Raw genomic sequence first — 16,761 nt, 5'->3', positions numbered from 1 at the left:
CTCCACATCCTTACGCTTTCGTTATCGGTGCAAATCGAGCCAGAAGACGCTTAATTCCTGTTGGGGCTGGGAAGGCAATATCAAGTTCCATGGCGTCACCTTCTCCTTGGACTTTAACGACAGTCCCTTCTCCCCATTTCTTGTGGCTCGCTTTTTCCCCTGGCTTCCAGGCAATTTTTTCACCGCCTGAAGAACCTTTTTCCACCTTTTTCGCTGCCCGTTTCGGTGCTTGTTGAGGTGTCTGGGAAGAAAAAGCTGTTGACTCCCGTCTGTTATTGAAAAAGGGCAATTCTTCCCGTTCTTCTTTTCCATCTACGAGATCCTCCGGTATTTCATTAATAAAACGACTGATTGGATTCATGTTGGTTCTACCATATAGTGTGCGCATTTTAGCATGGGTCATAAACAGCTGGCGTTCTGCACGCGTAATTCCTACATACGCGAGACGCCGCTCTTCTTCCATCTCTTCATCGTCCATGAGAGATCGAGTGTGTGGAAAGACATTCTCCTCCATTCCGATTAGAAAAACAACCGGAAATTCCAGGCCTTTTGCAGAATGAAGTGTCATCAACGTTACCGTATCATCACTCGTCGGGTCTTCGTTCATTTGGTCAATATCAGCAATCAGAGCAAGATCTGTCAAGAAGGCTACGAGCGTCTTGTCTTCACTGTTTTCTTCAAAATTTTTCGTGACCGATTTGAATTCCTCAATGTTCTCTAAACGGCTTTGAGCTTCGAGACTTTTCTCATTTTGAAGCATCTCTTCATAGCCTGTCTTATCAATGACTTCTTGGACCATGTCGGTTGCAGATAAAAATTCTTGCTGTTGTGTCCAGTTTCGAATCATCGTATAGAAGTTCATAATTGATTTAGCTGCTTTCGCACTAACGCCGACAAAGTCGATTTCTGCTGAAGCTTCGTATAGAGAAATATCGTGATCTGCTGCATAGCTTTGCAGTTTTTCAAGACTTGTCTTCCCCACTCCCCGTTTTGGTTCATTCACGACTCGGTGATAGCTCAAATCATCATTTGGGTTAGAAATCAAACGTAAATAGGCAAGCAAGTCCTTAATTTCTTTACGGTCATAGAACTTCGTGCCGCCAATCATTTGGTAAGGGATCCCTGCTTTTACGAAGGTTTCTTCAATCGTACGGGACTGAGCATTCGTTCGGTACAAGATGGAAATATCCTTGTACTGGAAGCGGCCGCTGCGAACTAGATCTTCAATATTGTCGGCCACAAATAATCCTTCTTCGCGCTCTGTGCCTGCCTCATGATACAGAATCTTGTTCCCGCCCGTGTTATCTGTCCAGAGATTCTTCGCTTTACGTCCACTGTTATTGTCAATCACATTGTTTGCCGCATTCAAAATAAGTTCTGTTGAGCGATAATTTTGTTCAAGCATAATGGTTCGTGCACTTGGGTAATCTTTTTCAAATGAAAGAATGTTTTTAATATCGGCACCTCGCCAGCGATAAATCGACTGGTCAGAATCCCCGACTACACATAAATTCTGATAACGGCTGGATAGATGGGTTACAAGCTGGTATTGGGCATGGTTGGTATCCTGATACTCATCAACATGAATATATTGAAAGCGACGCTGATAATACTCGAGCACCTCAGGAAGACGATCAAACAGGTTCAATGTCTGCATAATTAAGTCATCAAAGTCGAGTGATTGATTCTTACGCAGCTTCTTCTGGTAGCCAGTGTACACTTCGGCAATTTTTTCTTCATGAATACTCGCTGCTTCACGAGTGTAATCTTCGGGTGTCAGTAATTCATTTTTGGCATTACTGATTGCCCCAAGCATTGCTCGCGGATCCCACTTTTTAGGATCAAGGTTCAGTTCCTTCAACACCTGTTTGATCACGGAGAGCTGGTCACTCGAATCGAGGATTGAAAAATTCCGGTCATACCCGATTCGATCAATATCTCTCCTTAAAATTCGGACACACATCGAGTGAAACGTGGACATCCAGATTTTTTCACCTTCAGGTCCCACTAATGCCTCGACTCGTTCTTTCATCTCGCGTGCAGCTTTATTGGTAAACGTAATCGCCAATACATTGCGAGGAGAAACATCCTTCTCACTCAGTAAGTATGCGATACGATGGGTTAAAACTCGTGTTTTTCCACTTCCGGCTCCGGCCATAATCAGCAGTGGTCCCTCGGTGTGAGTCACCGCATTTCGTTGCTGTTCATTCAATCCTTTAAGTAAGGGATTCATTGCTTGCGTCATGTGGACACCAACCTTTCTAAATTGTTAAGCATGAAAAGAGACATCTGACAAAAACCCGTCTTTTTATTCTGTACAAGCCTGTACCGTTTCAAGGGCGGCTTGAATATTTTCATATATAATATCACCAACGACAAGCACGTCAGCGTATGGTTTCATTTGTCGTGCATCAGCTGCAGAACGGACTCCTCCGCCATAAAATAGCAGCGTCTGATCAAGCTGCTCTGCAACCTCGCGTACTAGGTTCACATCACCAAACTGTCCACTGTATTCCAAATAAAAAATCGGCAGGTGAAACATGTGTTCAGCCATCCGCGCATAAGCAATCACATCTTCTTGATCCGGAAGCGTACAGTTAGCTGCCTGAAAAACCTTCGCCTGTTCATTCATCACGCAATACCCTTCGACAAGCATGTCCTTCCATTCAATAAAGTCACCGTATTGCTTCACGGCTTCATGCTGTACATCAAGCATATAGCGTTTCTCTCGACTGTTCATCACCATCGGAATCAAGTAGCTATCAAACTCCGGAGAAATCGCCTCAAGTGCTGACACCTCAAGCAGACATGGCAGCTTATAGGCTTGCATTCTCATGAGCAAAGCCGTCACATTCTCATAGGTAACACCATCGGTTCCCCCTATAATAACGGCATCCGTTCCCGATTTTCCTATCAAGTTAAGATCGCTGTCAGAAAGCTGTTTATTCGGATCTAGTTTAAAAACATGGTTCCATTCTTTCACGTTATTGTACACCGCACAAATTCCTCCATAACCTTTTATCCATTCATATATTATAGCAAAGATTCCCTGTCAGAACGAACTCATATTCGGTAATTATCGAGGAAAAATCTGACCCTTTTTCATAGTTATGTTTCTACTCTTCTAGCCAGCCTTTATTAAAATACCATACAAAAAAGGCCGCCCCGTTAACAAGGACAGCCTCTATCATTACATTATTTAGTTTGTTTTCCCTGAACGCGATCCAACGCTTTCGTATATGCGTCGTTTCCATAATTCAAACACCGTTTCACACGTGAGATCGTCGCTGTTGAAGCACCTGTCTCCGTTTCAATCTTATGATACGTAAAGCCTTCTCTTAGCATGCGTGCTACTTCCAGACGCTGTGCTAAAGACTGAACTTCATTCATTGTCGCTAAGTCATCGAAGAATTCGTAGCATTCCTCCACATCTTTCAGCGATAGAATCGCTTCGAAAAGCTGATCTAGTGTTTTGCCGCGTAGTTTATCAATTTGCACGATGACACCCCTCCTTTTATTCAGCAGTCACGATCCCTGATTGATCTGGAACTATATTAACCCATGTTTGACCTGGAACGAAACTGACAAGTTCTCCATCTTTATAAGGCAGTATTCTACCATTTCGGTTCTCCCATTTCACCTCAATAATTTGCCCTTTTTGTACTAAATAACCTTCACCGCCTGACGTTAAATCAATTTCACGGCGTCCAGCATCATCCACTACCTGGTGCTCGGTTTTGACAATAAAGATATTATCCACGGTAATACGGTCTCCCGTTTCTTTCTCGACAGTAGGTTCTCCATCACTTGAACGTTTGTACTGCTCACTGGCGGCATCATACGTATACGTCACAGTTTCTCTCTCGTCATAGACTACTGAAACCTGCTTTGCATTGTTTCCTTTACTAGACGGTTTATCTGCAAACGGCAGAGGTTTTACTTCTTTTGTTGTTTCATATCCCTTGTTCGCTAATAGATCTGCTACCCCTGAAGTTAAGAAATATGAATTGTGAGGAGCCTCTCGATCTGTGGAGCGCTTAAATAGTTTCCCATCGTTATCGTATAGGGCACCATTGGCAAAATCAACCCCGCTTGCATGAACCATTCCATTAATAAAAGATGCAGCACCATGATAGACGTACAGGGCATCATATCCCGCTGCTAACTTAAAATAATAAGGACGTGCGCTTCTCACCGGGCCAATGACATCAGGTGTTTGACTATGAAATAGAGCTAGAAATCGTGTGATCGGTCCTTCCGCTAATACCTCATATACAATATCTGCTTGACTTAATCCTGTCTGAGGACGAGCGTCTGTATGATTATTTACCATTACAGAAAGTACTCGATGGTCCACCGAATCATTAGTTGGTTCCCCGGTCAACGGATAAATGTTCTCATAGCTCGTCCCTTTTGATTGTTCTGTCTCCTCTACAGAATTCTCCTTCTTGTCTTGATTTTCCTGCTTACTCTCATCTTCTGCTGGATTCGCACAAGCAGTCAGAATCAACATAAATACGGCTGTCGCCATAAACCATACGATGTTTTTCATTAACGTCCTTCCCTTTGCACCTGTATATTCTTCTTTATTTTAACGCATCATCGCAGGATAGAGTACCTCTTTCTTTTTCACGTCCATGATTCCCTGTGGAGTAATTCTGATATAAGGAAGATGCATGGCTGATAGAAAGAGCAGCGTATACACTGGATCCCCGAAGGCGTATCCATAAAAGTTAAGGTGCTCTCTTAGTCTATGCTCCTCCTCTATTAAAGATGACATCGATAGATCGGACATCATCCCGCCAAGAGGAAGTGGAAGTTCATAGACTATCTCCCCCTGGTCAGCGAGGACAATACCGCCGCCTAATTCTTTCATTCGGTCAAAAGCTAACTTTGTGTCCTCTCTTGAATTCCCTATTAAAATAAAGTCACCTGTATTCGAATAGGAGCTCACAAGACCGCCCAGCGAATCTGTAAACCCTTTTAACAGTGTATTGACATGCCATTTTCCTTCACGATCAAGCAGCGTTAGAAACGCCTCTTTCGATTCGGTTGGCAGACGGTCTACCGACACATCACTATCGATGGCGTAAGGCTTCATGATGACCTCGTTTACCATTTCCATACCAATTGGCATCGAAAATTGGAGATCATCATCCGTCAGCTCCCAGTCAAGTTCGAGGGGGGCTATTCCATTTTTCTTCCAGCTCACTTTTGAATCCGATGCTACATCTTCATGATCACGTTTTACCCATTCTCCTTTTGCTAATACAGAATGGGGGGTTGGATCATTTGGATCTGATAGAAAGTTCAAGTGGGCAACGCGGCCTGGACCAAGACTGCCTACCCGATTTTCTATGCCAAAGTGACGAGCAGGATAATAGGATCCCATCAAGTAAGCTTCAATAGCAGGCACCCCTGCTTCAATGGCAAGCTTTATACAAACATTGATCAATCCATCCGTTAAAAAGCCAGGTGTGGCTCCATCCGTTGTGTACATTAATTTATCAAAATTAGTTAACTCTTTTTCAAGAAGCCCTTGCAATATCTCCGGCAAATCCGGACGGATCGATGAATAGCGCAGGCCCGCTTGATATCCGTGTGTCAGTCGTTCTATTACTTCATCTGCCGTCATCGATTCATGCTCTGAATCAAGTCCAAGCAGTTTCATTTTCACTAACGTTTTCCATGAAGCTCCGGGTAAATGGCCTTCTAAAGGCTTGCGTGACCGCTTCGCTTCCTGCATCCAATGAAGCATCTGATCATCACCGCCATGAAGTACATCAGGCCAAGCTGTCAATTCCCCGCCTTGTATCACAGCATCATGATTGAGCCAGGATAACACCTGACTATTGAAATTCTCTTGATCCTCATCCTGAAGGACGGATTGTGAATCAAAGCGAGCCCACCAAAATATAGAAGCGGACAATTCAGCGCAGTCTTCCAATAAGGAAAACGCTTTCTTTTTGTCCGTTAAAAAAAGCCACATCAAGTTATCATTAATCAGGGTTGTGGTTCCTGTCCTTACAGCATACTCAGCTAAACTGTGAGGATTGTATAACTGAAAAGGATGGACATGTGGTTCAACATAGCCCGGGACCACATAACTGTCCTGACCATCAATGACTTCCGTTCCATCCGTCAGAGGGGGAAGCTCCGGACCTGAATAGATAATCCGATCTTCATAGATCCAAATATGACCGGTCATCCATTTCTTTACGAAGACATTTAAGTAGGTTGTGTTTTTGATTAGTTTAGTCGGCGCAAGTTTTCCTTCCACGACAGCTACATGTTCTCGAAGCTGCCTATTCCGCCAACGGAAGCGTTGTTCATTCACTAAAGAGCCTCCCTGATTCATTTTTTCTATCTTAACACATGAGTGTCAACTTCGCTAAGCAGAAAAGTTCATATCTTTGAGTCAATTTCATAAAGGCTCTTTCACAAAAATAAACACTAATAGATCACTTTCTATTCGTGTTGCTCCACAATCATTATTAAATTCAACCATTCCATTATCTGGATGAGAAGAAGGTGGTAACTCTCTTTACGTAAAGTTGAATCAAAAGTGTTTTTATCAAATGAAAATTCCGAACTAATTAAAAATTATAATCGGCGGATAAAAACCGCTACGAAAATATACTTCGCTTTCCGCGGGCGGCTGTTGAGCCTTCTTGTGCTGGCGCACTGCGAGGTCTCACCTAGGCCTTCCCTCCCGCAGGAGTCTGCGTATATTTTCTCCGCTAAAACAGCACATCCTTCGTCTTTTTACTTAAGAGGTATAGTTATGTACAATCCTCTGTTCCTGGCTTTAACCGAATCTCCTTGTATGCCGTTCTTAGTGTACGTTGAAGCAATCCCTAGCCTTTTACAACTCCGTTTTTATTAAGATGGTCCCGTTGCTCTCATTAACGAAATGGGGGTGGCAAAAGCTGAGGATTATGAAATTCAGTCATTTGAATATAAAGAATCCGCCCGATTGGACGGATTCTTTACGTGTATATTGTTCAAGAGAAATCAATTATTTTTACGGCCTAGCTTGGACCAGTCTTCCAATATCTTTTCGATAGAAAAATCCATCATGGTCGTCAAAAGGCGTTAATGAACGGTAAACAGACGTAAGAGCCGTTTCAAGCACAGGAGCAACAGCCCCTACAAGCAGGACTCTTCCGCCACTCGTTATATACCTGTCATCATCGTTCTCTGTACCAGCATGAATAGAGAAAACACCGTGCTCAGCCCACTGCGGTAAACAGACACCTTTTTGATACTTCCCCGGATAACCGGCAGAAGCTACAACAACCCCAGCACACGCCTGCTCAAACCACGTTAAATTTGGATCTTTATCTGCCAGTACGTCTACTATAACTTGAGCAAGATCATTCGCCAGAAGCGGCATAACCACTTGAGTTTCCGGGTCTCCGAATCGGGCATTGAACTCAATGACTTTGGGACCGGCATCTGTCTGAATAAGGCCAGCGTATAGAATACCTGTAAACGAACGTTCTTCCGCTACAAGGGCCGAAGCTGTCTTTTTCAGAATCGACTCTACTGCATAATCATAATCGTCCCAGGGAATATGAGCAGCAGGAGCAAAAGCACCCATCCCTCCTGTATTAGGACCTTGATCTCCATCATAAGCACGCTTATGATCCTGAGCTGTGACCATAGGGTAAACATGCTCCCCTTTTACGAAGGCCATCAAGGAAAACTCTGTCCCCTGCAGAAACTCTTCTACGACGATTTCCCGGCTCGCCTCTCCAAATTGCCCGTCAAGCAGCATATCATCGACAGCCTCACATGCGGCCTCTACTGTCTCAGCGACTACCACACCTTTTCCAGCTGCCAAACCATCTGCTTTAACTACAATGGGAGCTCCTTGTTCATGAATGTACGCCTTAGCTTGGCTTGCCTCAGTAAATGCCTGATAATCCGCAGTTGGAATGTCGTATTTTCTCATAAGCTGCTTAGCAAAATGCTTACTTCCTTCTATTAGTGCAGCGGCTTTCGTTGGACCAAAAACTTGAAGATCCGCTTCCAGAAATCGATCGACAACGCCATCAAGTAACGGGTTCTCCGGCCCGACAATTGTCAGGTTAATTTGATTCTCCTTAGCGAAGGCAACAAGTCCATCCTGATCCGTTTCCTGAATAGGAACACGAGTAGCTTGCTTTTCCATACCAGCATTTCCAGGAGCTGCATAGATCTGTTCAACTTGTGAGCTTTCGGAAAACTTTTGGATAAGGCTATGCTCACGCCCTCCGCGTCCAATCACAAGGATGTTCATGGTCATATTCCTCCCTGTTTAATGTTTGAAATGGCGCATTTTTGTAAATACCATGGCTATTCCATGTTGATTACAAGCATCAATCGAATCCTGATCACGTTTGGAACCACCTGGCTGAATAATCGCCTTCACGCCCGCATGAGCCGCCGTTTCTACTGTATCCGGCATCGGGAAGAACGCATCGGACGCCATAATAGCTCCTTCCGCTTGCTCACCAGCTTGCTCAAGAGCAATTTTCGCTGCTCCGACACGATTCATTTGCCCAGCACCAACTCCCAGCGTTTGATCGGATTTTGCAACGACAATCGCGTTGGATTTCACATGTTTGACTACTTGCCAGCCGAGCGCTAAATCTTTGAGTTCCTGTTCAGTTGGCTGACGCTCAGTCGCTATCTCTAGTTCCACATCTTCAAGCGACCCTTCATCTGTATCCTGAACAAGCAAGCCGCCATTTACAGAAGTAAGCTTATGAGATGGCGTTTCAGGTTTCTTCATTTCTATTTCAAGTAACCGAAGATTCTTTTTCTGTGTTAGTAAATCGAGAGCCTCCTGACTAAAAGAAGGAGCAATAATAATCTCTAGGAAAATTTGCTTCAATTTTGCTGCCGTTTCTTCATCAACTTCACGGTTTAAGGCTACTATCCCGCCAAAAATCGAAATTGGATCCCCCGCATAAGCTTTGCCATATGCTTCAAAAAGCGTATTCCCGGTCCCAACACCGCACGGATTCATATGTTTCACAGCAACTGCTGCCGGCTCTTCGAATTCCAGCACAATGTCCAAAGCCGCATTAGCGTCCTGAATATTGTTGTAGGAAAGCTCTTTACCATTTAGCTGCTTAGCCTGAGCCAAGGAGGCTCCACCGTAATTCGCTTTCTGATAAAAAGCAGCTGTTTGATGAGGGTTCTCCCCATATCGTAAGCCTTGTACTTTTTCATAAGTCACCGTATAGGTTTCCGGGTACACTTCTTCCACTGCTTCTGCGAAATATTCAGCGATCATAGCATCGTAATTGGCCGTGTGACGGAACACCTTTGCGGCTAGCTTCTTACGTGCTTCAAAGGCTAGTTCCCCTTCCTGCAACCCCGTGATAACTTGCTCATAATCGGCTGGATCTACGACAACAGCTACATCCTCAAAGCTTTTCGCAGCAGACCGCAGCATCGTCGGCCCGCCAATATCGATATTTTCAATGGCGTCAGCTTCTGTAACTCCTTCTTTTGCGATCGTTTCTTTGAAAGGATACAAATTGACAGCTACAAGGTCGATCGTTTGAATATCCAGTTCATCCAGCTGGCTCATGTGCTCGTCGCTGCCCCTTTTAGCAAGCAGACCGCCATGAACAGATGGGTGTAACGTCTTTACACGCCCATCCATAATTTCAGGAAAATTTGTAATCTCGGAAATAGATTTAACAGGAAGACCTTCCGCTTCAATGGCTCGCTTTGTTCCTCCTGTAGAGACAAGTTCATAATCTAGTTCAATTAATTTCTTTGCAAAAGCTGCTAATCCTTGCTTGTTGGATACACTTAACAGGGCGCGTTTTTTCGTGCTCATCTGGACTCCTCCTTGATCGTTAATGACTGGATGACACGCGGGTACAATTCGTGTTCAACAGCTTGAATCTTTTGTTTTATATCTTCTTTTGTATCTTGTTCATGGATGCGGACGGCCTCCTGATCGATAATAGGACCCGTGTCCATGCCATCATCGACGTAATGAACCGTTACACCGGTTACCTTAACTTGACTGTCAAAGGCTTGACCAATTGCATCTTTACCTGGGAAAGCTGGCAGCAAAGACGGATGAATATTAAGAATTCGGTGTTCGTATGCCGTTAGCAGAGTTGGACCGATGAGTCTCATATAACCCGCTAGAACAATCCATTCCACTCCTCTATCCTTACAATCATGGAGAAGTGCCTTTTCAAAAGCTTCTTTATTTGCAAAAGATTTAGGATTGAATACAACGGTATCGATTTGTCTCCTTTGTGCTTTCTCAATGACGCCGGCATCAATCCGGTCTGAGACAAGCAGAGATACCCTGGCCTCAAGCTCTCCGCTTTCAATTGCATCCATGATCGCATCAAAATTCGAACCTGTTCCCGACGCAAAGATTGCTAGATTTATCATGACCAGTGGATTCCTTCCTGCTCTGTGACATGACCGATCACCTGTGCTTTTTCTCCTGCATTATTAAGGGCTTCTAGTGATGCTGGAACATCTTGTTCAGGCACAACAGCAACCATACCGATCCCCATGTTAAAGACTCCAAACATCTCCTCATCCGTTAACTCACCTTGTTCACGGAGAAATTCAAAAATCGGCAGGACACTCCAGCTCGTCTTGTCAATACTGACCCCCATGCCGTGTGGGAGCATACGCGGAATATTTTCATAGAATCCGCCGCCTGTCACGTGGGCCACTCCTTTTATAGAGACGGCTTGCTTTAATGCATGAATCGATTGCACATAAATTTTCGTAGGGGTTAAAAGAACTTTCCCTAACGGTTTGTCAAAAGGAGCATAGATGGACTTGAGGTCAAGCTCCTGGCTTTCAATGATTTTCCTGACTAGCGAAAAACCATTTGAATGTACACCGCTTGAAGACAGGCCGATTAATACATCGCCAGCTTGAACTTGCTGCCCTGTAATCAACTTTTCCTTATCTGCCATTCCGACAACAAAACCGGCTAAATCGTATTCATCTGACTGGTACATGCCCGGCATTTCGGCAGTTTCCCCGCCAACGAGCGCGCTGCCTGCCTGTTCACAGCCGTCTGAGATTCCTTTTACGATCTGCTCAATTCTATCGGGTTCATTTTTACCACACGCAATATAATCAAGAAATAAAAGCGGGTCTGCTCCTTGGGCGACAATGTCATTGACACACATTGCGACGACATCGATGCCGATCGTATCATGCTGATCCATTTGAAAAGCAAGCTTCAGTTTCGTGCCTACTCCGTCAGTTCCTGTAACAAGAACGGGATGCTCATAGCTCATTGAACTGATGTCAAAAAGCCCTGCAAACGAGCCCAGTCCGCCAATAACTTCTGGGCGCATCGTTCTAGCCACATGTTTTTTCATACGGTCGACTGCTTCATAGCCTGCTTCTACATCTACACCGGCCTGTTTATATGATTGACTCACGTCAGTTCCCCCTTTCACTAGGCTTTCTCATATGGTAAAACGGTGTTCGGATAAATTTCTGTTGGATAGTTGCCCGTAAAGCAAGCCATACAACCTCCGTGTTCAAGCGATTCATTACCTTCATATATAGACTGATTTAACCCATCAACAGATAAATAAGCTAAACTGTCTGCCCCTATCTGCTTCTCGATTTCTTCGACAGAGTTGTTCGCTGCAATCAACTCACCGCTCGTTGATGTATCGATTCCGTAGTAGCACGGGTTTTCAATAGGGGGGGAAGCGATGCGTACATGTACCTCTAATGCACCAGCTTCTTTGAGCATTTTGACAATACGGCGGCTTGTTGTCCCGCGCACAATCGAATCATCGACCATTACCACACGTTTCCCTTCGACAATACCCCGAACAGCCGACAATTTCATCTTCACACCTTGTTCACGAAGCTCCTGTGAGGGCTGAATGAAAGTCCGTCCAACGTAGCGGTTTTTAATTAGGCCGAGTTCATAGGGCAGTCCAGCTGCTTCTGCATAACCGATAGCTGCTGATATGCTTGAATCAGGCACCCCTGTCACAACATCCGCTTCAATCGGAGCTTCATCAGCCAGAGCCTTGCCCATTCTCTTCCTGGAGGCGTGAACATTTTTTCCATCCAGGTTACTATCAGGACGGGAAAAATAAACATGTTCCATTGAGCAAAGTGTCCGTTGGATCGGAGCGGCAAAACGTTTGGATTCTAAGCCATTTTTATCGATTACGATCAGTTCCCCTGGCTGTACTTCACGTTCATAACTGGCCCCAATAATGTCAAAGGCACACGTCTCAGAAGACACAACCCATGAATCACCGAGGTAACCGATAGACAGCGGCCTTAACCCGCGCGGATCATTGGCCACAAACAACTTGTCCTCTGTCATCATGAGAAAAGCATAAGCTCCTTTAATCATGGACAGTGCCTGACAGATGGCTTCATCAACTGGAACATGTCCAGCCCGCTTAATTAGATGAGCAACGACCTCTGTATCAGAAGTCGTTTGCAAAATAGACCCTTGAGCCTCAAGCTGACCTTTCAAAGCTTGAGCATTGACTAGGTTGCCATTATGAGCGAGAGCAAGTCCGCCTGTTTGCGAACGAAACATTAACGGTTGAATATTCTCATAGCTTCCATCTCCGGCTGTAGCATAACGAACATGACCAATGGAGGCAGAACCTTCAAGTTCGTCTAACTGATCCTGCGAGAACACATCATTGATTAAGCCATGCCCTTTCGCTATTTTCATGTGTTTTCCATCTGAAGTGACGATCCCCGCCCCTTCCTGACCACGATGCTGAAGAGCGTGAAGTCCATAATAAGTCAGCTGTGCCGATTCCGGATGACCCCAAACACCAAAAATGCCGCATTCTTCGTTTAAGCCTTTGATTTCACCAAGCATGGAATAGCTCCTTTCCATAGTTGCTTTAATTCCCTTGTCTGCTCTTCCACGACGACTTCATCATTTTCCTTAATACGGTACATTCCATCTTTCGTTACTTCCCCTGCTAAGCGGGCCTCACTGACCATTGCCTCAAATGCCTGTTGATCTTCTGGAGAAACGGATACGATAAAACGAGATTGTGATTCGGAGAAGAGGGCAGCGATGACATCGCCCGACACTTTCACTTCACAACCAAGTTCTTGGTCAAAAAGGCTTTCTGCAAGCGCTACAGCAAGTCCGCCTTCAGAAATATCATGCGCTGACTGAACAAGCCCCTGTTGAATCGCTCGCAGCAGAATTTCTTGACGTGCTGCTTCCACTTGTAAATCAATTTCAGGCGCTTTTCCAAAATGCCGACCTTCCATCATCCCTTGAAGCTCACTGCCGCCGAATTCCGGCTTTGTTTCACCAATGACATAGATCAGGTCTCCTGACTGCTTCATGCTGGAACGTGTGATATGCTCTGTTTTTTCAATTAAGCCGACCATTCCAACAACTGGCGTTGGATAAATAGCCTGGCCGCCGAACGACTCGTTATAAAGAGAAACATTACCACTGATCACTGGTGTGCCAAGTGCCGTACAAGCTTCACTCATTCCATCGACGCTCTTTTCCATTTGCCAGAAGATCTCCGGATTCTCTGGTGATCCAAAGTTGAGACCATCCGTTAACCCAAGCGGCCGGCCGCCGGAGCATACAATATTACGAGCTGCTTCTGCTACTGCAATTTGGCCGCCTGTTGCAGGATCCAAATAAATGTAGCGGGAATTACAGTCCGTTGTCATAGCCAGAGCCTTGTCTGTGCCGCGTACGCGCACGACAGCAGCATCTGAACCCGGTCTGACTACTGTATTGGTCTGAACCATGGAATCGTATTGATCATAGACCCACTCTTTACTAGCTATTGTCGGTTGCTTCAGGAGGTCCCCTAATGTTTCACCATAATTTGTAACGGTTGGATGATAGGTCTCCATTTCTTGAAACTCCCGATAGTAAGCAGGGACAGTCGATGGTTGATGATACACGGGCGCATCTTCAGCTAGTGAATCAACCGGAACATCCGCAACGATTTGCCCGTGATGCTCAAGACGGAAACGCTTGTCCTCAGTTACCTCACCAACAGATACCGCTTCTAGATCATATTTGCGAAACACGTCTGCAATTTCGTGCTCGCGTCCTTTTTCCACTACGAGAAGCATACGTTCTTGCGACTCAGACAACATCATTTCGTATGCCGTCATCTTCTCTTCGCGCTGAGGAATCAGGTCCATATTCATCAACATGCCTGTTCCCGCCTTACTCGCCATCTCACTAGCAGAAGACGTGAGACCAGCTGCCCCCATATCTTGGATACCAACTAACGCATCGTGATGAATCACTTCAAGACAAGCTTCGATTAACAGTTTTTCCATAAATGGATCACCAACTTGAACGGATGGACGCTTTTCTTCAGACTCTTCGGATAATTCTTCTGAGGCAAAAGTAGCGCCATGAATACCGTCGCGGCCGGTTTTTGCTCCAACGTACATGACCGTATTTCCAATACCTGCCGCGATCCCTTTCTGAATATCCTTATGATCGATTAAGCCGACACACATCGCATTGACGAGCGGGTTCCCGTTGTAGGCGTCGTCGAACTGCACCTCGCCGCCAACTGTTGGAACACCAACACAGTTACCATATCCAGCGATCCCGCGAACGACTTCCTCAAATAAATATTTAACACGCGGACGTTTCAATGAACCGAACCTGAGTGAATTTAACAAAGCCACAGGACGCGCTCCCATCGAAAACACATCACGCAAGATCCCTCCAACCCCAGTTGCCGCGCCTTGATATGGTTCAACAGCTGAAGGGTGATTGTGACTTTCAACCTTGAAAACTACGGCTTGCTCGTCGCCGATATCAATAATCCCGGCACCTTCTCCAGGCCCTTGAAGGACGTGCTGACCTTGGGTAGGAAACTTTTTTAATAATGGCTTGGAATTCTTGTAGCTGCAATGTTCGGACCACATGACCGAAAAGAGTCCGGTTTCCGTATAGTTAGGGCGGCGTCCAAGAATTTGTGTAATGGATTGAAACTCTTCATCACTCAATCCCATGTCGCGATATAGCTGCTGCTGTTCAATTTGTTCTGGACTGATCTCAAGCATTGATGGCATGGTTATTCCTCCAGTGTGTCAAAATTGATTGAAATAAACGAAGGCCGTCCTCACTTCCCACTAACGCATCGACGGCGCGCTCTGGGTGGGGCATCATTCCAAGTACATTGCCTTGCTCATTGGTAATTCCAGCGATATCAGCGACAGAGCCGTTCGGGTTGGAACCATACGTAAAGACAATTTGCCGATTGTCTCGTAAATTTCGATACGTTGCTTCATCGCAATAATAGTTTCCATCTCCATGAGCGATCGGGATGCTGATTTCTTCCTTATCCTGATAAAAATCAGTGAACAAAGTTTGGTTATTTTCTACGATAAGTGTTTCGTCATGGCACATAAACTTCAAGTTTTTATTAGGCAGCATAGCACCCGGCAGCAAGCCCATCTCAAGCAGCACTTGAAACCCATTGCAAACCCCGAGTACAGGCTTACCTCGTTCAGCCGACTGGCGGATTTGTTCAATCATCTCTGAAGTAGAAGCGATCGCTCCGGAGCGTAAATAATCCCCATAAGAGAAGCCGCCTGGCAAAAGAATTCCGTCGTAGTCTGATAGATTTGCTTCCTGATACCATACTAGATCCGCTTCTTGACCTAAAGCTTCCGTAATAGCAAAAGCCATATCCCGATCACAGTTCGATCCTGGAAAAACAACGACAGCAAACTTCACTTAGACAACCTCCTCGATCGTGTACGAGTAATCTTCAATAACAGGGTTAGCCAGCAACTGGTCACACATTTTATCCACTTGCTGTTCAATATTCCCATCGTCCTCCAGCATAACTTCCATATATTTACCGATTCTTACTTCACCGACGTTCTTATATTCTAGAGAATGCAGGGAATGCTGAACTGCTTTTCCTTGGGGATCAAGGACACCTTCTTTAAGAGTGATATAGATTTTTACTTTTCGCATGTGTACTCCTCCAGTCGTTGCAGAATCGTTTCATATACTGAAATTAAGTCACCAAGGTTTTCCCGAAACACATCTTTGTCCATTTTCTCACCTGTCTCATCATCCCAAAGGCGGCAAGTATCAGGAGAAATTTCATCAGCCAGGACAATCGTTCCGTCAGCCAGCCGACCAAACTCTAACTTAAAGTCGACAAGGTCAAGCCCTGTCCGTTTACATAAATTAGCTAATAGTGCATTTACTTCAAGTGCTTTTTCTTTAATAAAGTGAAGTTCTTCTTTATTTACATCTGTTAAATGATAAGCATGCTGATCGTTAATAATCGGATCATCTAATTCATCTTTCTTATAAAAAAGTTCAACTAACGGGGGATTAAAAGGCTCTTTTTCTCGTATACCAAGTCTTTTCGTAATACTGCCGGCTGCAATGTTACGGACAACCACTTCAAGGGGAATGATGGTCGTTTTTTCCACGAGCTGCTCGGTATCATTCAGCGTTTTAATAAAATGAGAGGATATATCGTTCTGTTTCAAATAATCAAAGATTTTTGAGGCGATCAAATTGTTCAGACGCCCTTTGCCTTCAAATTGATCCATCTTCTTGCCATTAAATGCAGTGGCATCATTCTTATAAGATAAAATAAGCTGTTCCGGCTCACCCTCAACATGGTAAACCCTCTTCGCCTTGCCCTCATACAAAAGAGAACCCTTCATACACGTACACCTCACTTGGAATATTATGGATGACCAGAGGTTGCGTGACCTGGTCATCCACATTATGGT

Annotated in this window: 14 protein-coding genes; all 14 read right to left on the bottom strand. The window is 44.8% G+C overall.

The features are described from left to right. Positions 1-10: 10 nt before the first annotated feature. The 14 genes from pcrA to purC all read right to left on the bottom strand — a co-directional run bounded on the left by pcrA (position 11) and on the right by purC (position 16,692). Positions 11-2,245: a DNA helicase PcrA gene (gene pcrA / locus B5354_RS03165; protein ID WP_079525836.1), complete on the bottom strand. Its 2,235-nt coding sequence runs from the start codon at positions 2,243-2,245 to the stop codon at positions 11-13. Between the two features lie 63 nt (positions 2,246-2,308). Then, on the bottom strand, positions 2,309-2,995 hold the full coding sequence (pcrB, locus tag B5354_RS03160) for a heptaprenylglyceryl phosphate synthase (protein ID WP_079525834.1): 687 nt from the start codon (positions 2,993-2,995) through the stop codon (positions 2,309-2,311). Between the two features lie 200 nt (positions 2,996-3,195). Beyond that, positions 3,196-3,498 carry a YerC/YecD family TrpR-related protein gene (locus B5354_RS03155; protein WP_079525832.1) on the bottom strand — a complete coding sequence of 101 codons (303 nt, stop codon included), beginning with the start codon at positions 3,496-3,498 and terminating at the stop codon, positions 3,196-3,198. A gap of 16 nt (positions 3,499-3,514) precedes the next feature. Beyond that, positions 3,515-4,552, bottom strand: a complete 1,038-nt coding sequence (locus tag B5354_RS03150; protein WP_079525831.1) for a DUF3048 domain-containing protein — start codon at positions 4,550-4,552, stop codon at positions 3,515-3,517. A gap of 39 nt (positions 4,553-4,591) precedes the next feature. Continuing rightward, positions 4,592-6,337 (bottom strand): adenine deaminase C-terminal domain-containing protein, encoded by a 1,746-nt coding sequence (locus tag B5354_RS03145; protein ID WP_176142393.1) that lies wholly within the window; start codon positions 6,335-6,337, stop codon positions 4,592-4,594. Positions 6,338-7,024: 687 nt separating this feature from the next. Beyond that, a complete protein-coding gene (gene purD / locus B5354_RS03140; protein ID WP_079525827.1) occupies positions 7,025-8,284 on the bottom strand; it encodes a phosphoribosylamine--glycine ligase in 1,260 nt (419 codons plus the stop codon). Positions 8,285-8,302: 18 nt separating this feature from the next. After that, positions 8,303-9,841 (bottom strand): bifunctional phosphoribosylaminoimidazolecarboxamide formyltransferase/IMP cyclohydrolase, encoded by a 1,539-nt coding sequence (purH, locus tag B5354_RS03135; protein ID WP_079525825.1) that lies wholly within the window; start codon positions 9,839-9,841, stop codon positions 8,303-8,305. Continuing rightward, a complete protein-coding gene (purN, locus tag B5354_RS03130; protein ID WP_079525823.1) occupies positions 9,838-10,416 on the bottom strand; it encodes a phosphoribosylglycinamide formyltransferase in 579 nt (192 codons plus the stop codon). Before purN ends, purH begins: the two co-directional genes overlap by 4 nt. Continuing rightward, positions 10,413-11,435 (bottom strand): phosphoribosylformylglycinamidine cyclo-ligase, encoded by a 1,023-nt coding sequence (gene purM / locus B5354_RS03125; RefSeq protein WP_079525821.1) that lies wholly within the window; start codon positions 11,433-11,435, stop codon positions 10,413-10,415. Before purM ends, purN begins: the two co-directional genes overlap by 4 nt. 17 nt (positions 11,436-11,452) lie before the next feature. Further along, entirely contained in the window at positions 11,453-12,865 is a 1,413-nt protein-coding gene (purF, locus tag B5354_RS03120) for an amidophosphoribosyltransferase (protein ID WP_079525819.1), read from the bottom strand. Next, the gene (purL, locus tag B5354_RS03115) at positions 12,841-15,069 is read right to left on the bottom strand and encodes a phosphoribosylformylglycinamidine synthase subunit PurL (protein WP_079525817.1); all 2,229 of its coding nucleotides are present in this window, start codon (positions 15,067-15,069) and stop codon (positions 12,841-12,843) included. Before purL ends, purF begins: the two co-directional genes overlap by 25 nt. Beyond that, complete coding sequence (gene purQ, locus B5354_RS03110) at positions 15,053-15,736, bottom strand: phosphoribosylformylglycinamidine synthase subunit PurQ (protein ID WP_079525815.1); 684 nt, start codon at positions 15,734-15,736, stop codon at positions 15,053-15,055. The genes purL and purQ overlap by 17 nt, the downstream gene beginning before the upstream one ends. Then, entirely contained in the window at positions 15,737-15,982 is a 246-nt protein-coding gene (purS, locus tag B5354_RS03105) for a phosphoribosylformylglycinamidine synthase subunit PurS (RefSeq protein ID WP_079525813.1), read from the bottom strand. Continuing rightward, complete coding sequence (gene purC / locus B5354_RS03100) at positions 15,970-16,692, bottom strand: phosphoribosylaminoimidazolesuccinocarboxamide synthase (protein ID WP_079525812.1); 723 nt, start codon at positions 16,690-16,692, stop codon at positions 15,970-15,972. The genes purS and purC overlap by 13 nt, the downstream gene beginning before the upstream one ends. Positions 16,693-16,761: the final 69 nt, after the last annotated feature.

This window comes from Halobacillus hunanensis (assembly GCF_900166655.1).
Taxonomy (GTDB): Bacteria; Bacillota; Bacilli; order Bacillales; family Halobacillaceae; genus Halobacillus_A; species Halobacillus_A hunanensis.
This window is presented reverse-complemented; position numbering and strand designations above follow the sequence as displayed.

Bases quoted from the DNA above. Each gene is read 5' to 3' on its own strand.
- pcrA (WP_079525836.1), bottom strand. From the start codon at position 2,245: ATGACGCAAGCAATGAATCCCTTACTTAAAGGATTGAATGAACAGCAA.
- B5354_RS03150 (WP_079525831.1), bottom strand. From the start codon at position 4,552: ATGAAAAACATCGTATGGTTTATGGCGACAGCCGTATTTATGTTGATT.
- purD (WP_079525827.1), bottom strand. From the start codon at position 8,284: ATGAACATCCTTGTGATTGGACGCGGAGGGCGTGAGCATAGCCTTATC.
- purH (WP_079525825.1), bottom strand. From the start codon at position 9,841: ATGAGCACGAAAAAACGCGCCCTGTTAAGTGTATCCAACAAGCAAGGA.
- purN (WP_079525823.1), bottom strand. From the start codon at position 10,416: ATGATAAATCTAGCAATCTTTGCGTCGGGAACAGGTTCGAATTTTGAT.
- purF (WP_079525819.1), bottom strand. From the start codon at position 12,865: ATGCTTGGTGAAATCAAAGGCTTAAACGAAGAATGCGGCATTTTTGGT.
- purL (WP_079525817.1), bottom strand. From the start codon at position 15,069: ATGCCATCAATGCTTGAGATCAGTCCAGAACAAATTGAACAGCAGCAG.
- purS (WP_079525813.1), bottom strand. From the start codon at position 15,982: ATGCGAAAAGTAAAAATCTATATCACTCTTAAAGAAGGTGTCCTTGAT.
- purC (WP_079525812.1), bottom strand. From the start codon at position 16,692: ATGAAGGGTTCTCTTTTGTATGAGGGCAAGGCGAAGAGGGTTTACCAT.